This window comes from Thermogutta sp., assembly GCF_014359955.1.
Classification (GTDB): domain Bacteria; phylum Planctomycetota; class Planctomycetia; order Pirellulales; family Thermoguttaceae; genus Thermogutta.
Map to the genome: position 1 here is coordinate 1 of NZ_JACIYL010000151.1, position 4,051 is coordinate 4,051.

Sequence of the window (4,051 nt, forward strand, 5' to 3'; positions counted from 1 at the left end):
CGTCCGCCGATCACCATTCGATCATCCATTGCGTTCCGGCGGGGACTAAAGTCCCGCGCCGAAGGCGGGGCTAAAGCCCCGCACTCCATATGGGGAACCGGGCACGACAGGCGTGCCTGTTCAACGCATTAAGCTTTTGGCCTCTCACAGGTCCAAAAGAAAACTGGGGATAAGTCAAGCGCTGAGCATCTTGCGGAAACTTTTTAAAGGTGTCGCCCCTCCCGGTCAGCGGCGGTACGCACCGTTCCGGCCATTGCCATTACCGTTTCCACCGCCATTTCCGCGGACATTGGGGCGAGCCGCAAGGTAGCCCAGCGAATCTTTTCCCAGGAGGCTTTCCACCTGTTTTTCAAGTTCCTCATCCAGACGCACGCCGAGGCCGTCGCAGGCCATGATGACGCGGCGGCCATCCGCAAGCTGGATTAAAAGCTGGAGCGAGCACGGGCCGGGATATCCACGGACGATGCGGTAGAGGTCGCTGAGGACGTCCGGGCCGTGTTGCCGTTCGGAAAGCCGGATTTCCAATCCCCGTGTGAATCGACGGCGAAGCTCATCCACCGGTACAAGTTCCTGAACGATCAATGTGGCTTCGTCACCGCCCCCGCGTTTGTCGACCGTGGCGAGGGCCACGAGAACGGCGTCATCCTTCAAAAGGTGACCCTGTCGTGCGTAAGGCTCCGGCCAGAGGATGCATCGCACAATGCCCGACATATCTTCCAGATCGAACATGGCGAACTTGGTGGGGCCGTCGGTCCGCACGGTGCGGGTGTGTTTGGTGACGATGGCCGAAACGACGCCGCCCACCACGACCTCCGTGCCCTGCGGCAATTGCCCCAGTTCGTCTGTGGTGTGGGTGCAGTAACGGCGGAGCATCTCTTCGTACTCGCGGAGCGGGTGACTGGAAAAATAGAAGCCCAGCACTTCTTTTTCCCGGGCAAGCTTTTCGTGGTCCTCCCATTCCGGGATGTCAGGCAGCCGCTCCTCAACAGGGGACACGGATTCGCTGTTATCTCCGAAGAGGCTCAACTGGCCGATGCGGCGATCTTCGGCGGCGCTGGCTCCGGCCTGAATGGCCTGGTCGAGGACCGCCCACAGTTGGGAGCGTTTCGCGCCGAGCGAGTCAAATGCCCCGGCCTTGATGAGGGATTCGATGGCCGAGCGGTTGACAGCCGCTTCATCGAGCCGCTCGCAGAATTCGAAGAGGCTCTTGTAGGGACCGTTTCGCCGGCGTTCCTCCACAATGCGTTCAGCCGCCGAGCCCCCACAGCCCTTGATGGCCGCCAAGCCAAAGACGATTTTTCCATCTGCCACGGTGAACTCCACTTCAGAGCGGTTGATGTCCGGCGGCAACACGACCAGGCCCATCCGGTGGCAGTCTTCGAGATGCTCGACGAGGGAATCCTTGCGGGTGAAATTGCGGTTGCTGATGTCACTGGAGAGCAGGGCCGCCATGAACTGGAGCGGATAATGGGCCTTGAGATAGGCCGTGATGTAGGCGATCCGTGCGTAGGCCGTGGAGTGGCTCTTGTTGAAGCCGTATCCGGCGAACTTTTCGACCAGATTGAAAAGTTCCTCGGCATCCTGACGGCTCAGCCCCTGGGCGCAGGCTCCTTCCACGAACTGTTCCCGATACTTGGCGATCTTGTCGAGCTTTTTCTTGCTGATTGCTTTGATGCAGGTGTAGGCCTCGGCCAGCTCGATGCCCCCCAGCCGATTGAGAATCTGCATGACCTGCTCTTGATAGACCATCACCCCATGAGTTTCTTCGAGGATTTCCTTCATCACGGGGTGTTTGTATTCGGGTTTCTTGCGACCGTGTTTGACTTCGATGTAGTCGTCCACCATCCCGCCTTCCAGCGGTCCGGGGCGATAGAGGGCGTTCACCGCGATGATGTCGCGAATGTTGTCCGGTTTCATGCGCTGGAGGAGTTCGCGAATACCGCCGCTTTCCAGTTGGAAAACGCCTTTCGTTTCACCCCGTGCCAGAAGGTCATACGTCGCGCGATCATCCAGGGGAAAGGCATAAGGATCGACGCGTTCTCCCGTGGTTTCCTCGATGAGCTTGATGACCTTGGAGAGGAGGGTGAGGTTCCGCAGGCCGAGAAAGTCCATTTTGAGCAGGCCCGCCCGTTCCACGTCCGCCATCGCCCATTGGGTGATGATTTCCTCCTTCCCCTGGACGTGCTGGAGGGGGACATACTCGACCAGCGGCTTGTCGGCGATGACCACGCCTGCCGCGTGGGTACCGACGTTTCGGGCAAGCCCCTCAATCTGTTTGGCATAATCGATGATTTCCCGCACCCGCAGGTCTGTCTCGTATTTCTTGCGGAGATCCTCGCTCTTTTCCAGGGCTGCCTGGAGTGTGACCTTGGGGCCTTCCGGAACGAGGGCCGTGATCTCGTTGACGAAGGCCACCGGATGCCCCAGTACCCGGCCCACATCGCGGATGGCGGCGCGGGCGGCCATCGTGCCGAAGGTGCAGATCTGCGCGACGTTCTCGTGGCCGTATTTCTCCTTCACGTACTGAATGACTTCCTCGCGCCGCTCCTGGCAGAAGTCGATGTCGATGTCCGGCGCCTCACGGCGGTTGAGATCGAGGAACCGTTCAAAGAGCAGGCCGTATTCAATCGGGCAGACATGGCTGAGCTTGAGGGCGTAACTGACCAGAGACCCCACGCCCGATCCGCGGGCGGTGGCCTGAATTCCGCGGCTGCGGGCGAAGCGGACGAAGTCCCACACTATGAGAAAGTAGTTGGCAAAGCCCAGTTTGTTGATAACGAATAATTCCTTCTCCAGCCGCTCCAAAACCTCCGGTGCGAGCTGGCCGTCGCGAAACCGCCGCGGGTCGTTTCGGTAGCGCTCCTTGAGTCCTTCCAAACACAGCTCGCGGAGATATTCTTCGGCGGTTTTGCCTTCGGGCGGGGTAAAGATGGGGAAGTGGCGCTGTCCCAGTTCCAGCTCCAGGTCGATAAGGGCGGCGATTTCCTGCGTGCGGCGCACGGCGTCTTCCAGTCCGGAAAACACGCTGTACATCTGTTCCGGAGAACGCAGGTAATACTCCCGCCCATCCATCCGCATCCGGTTGGTGTCGTGGCGGAACTTGCCGGTATTGATGCACAGGAGGACGTCCTGCGCGTCGGCGTCTTCAGGGAGGACGTAGTGCACGTCGCTGGTGGCGACAAGGGGGATATTCATTTTTCGGGCAACTTCCACGGCCCCCTTCATCGCCTGACGCTGGATTTCGGTGCCGTTATCCTGAATCTCGATGAAATAGCGATCGCCGAACAGGCTGCGGAACCAGTCCGCCACCTCGCACCCTTTTTTGACGTCGGGTTCTTCCTTGGCGAGAAGCGTTCGTGCCAGCTCTCCCGAGGGGCAACCGCTCAAACAAATGAGCCCTTCGTGATGCTGGGAGAGCAGCTCCTTGTCGATTCTCGGTCGGTAGTAGAAGCCCTCAAGATACGCAGCCGATGCCAGCTTGAGCAGGTTTTGAAAACCCTGCCGATTCATGGCCAGCAGCGTGAGATGGTAGCTGGCCTCCTTCATGCTTGCCGCTTCCCGCTGGAACCGGCTGCCCGGCGCAATGTAGGCCTCATATCCGATGATCGGCTTGATACCGCGGTCGCGGGCCTTTTGATAAAACTCCAGGGCCCCGTACAGGTTACCGTGATCCGTGAGCGCCAAGGCGTTCATGCACAGATCACGCGTGCGGTCAAGGAGCCGGTCGATCGTGCCCGCACCATCCAGCAAACTGTAATGGCTGTGACAGTGAAGATGAACAAATGGCGGTGTAGCCATGCTGTGTCCTCCGAGAAGTCATCGAGGCATCGTGCCATGAGGTGTTCTGCCGATTGTAGCACTGGTAGCCATGTGGAAAAGAGCGCCCTTCAGGGTGGTGGCCATCCCCAACAGAGGCATGACTTGACAGGCTGAACACACCGTATGTGCGCGAGTCGACGATCGCTCGGTCGATCGGGCTTTTGGAAAGGACAAGCCAGTATTTCGGAGGGACGTGCTTGTCAGGTCCTCCTTCGGAGGGACCCGCTTGTCG

The 4,051-nt window shown here is 59.5% G+C and carries 1 protein-coding gene; it reads right to left on the reverse strand.

Going from position 1 to position 4,051, the window contains the following annotated elements:
• Positions 1-225: 225 nt before the first annotated feature.
• Positions 226-3,798: a DNA polymerase III subunit alpha gene (dnaE, locus tag H5U08_RS06680; protein WP_297031482.1), complete on the reverse strand. Its 3,573-nt coding sequence runs from the start codon at positions 3,796-3,798 to the stop codon at positions 226-228.
• Positions 3,799-4,051 lie beyond the last annotated feature (253 nt).

Coding starts and splice junctions, on each gene's coding strand:
- dnaE (WP_297031482.1), bottom strand. CDS start 3,798: ATGGCTACACCGCCATTTGTTCATCTTCACTGTCACAGCCATTACAGT.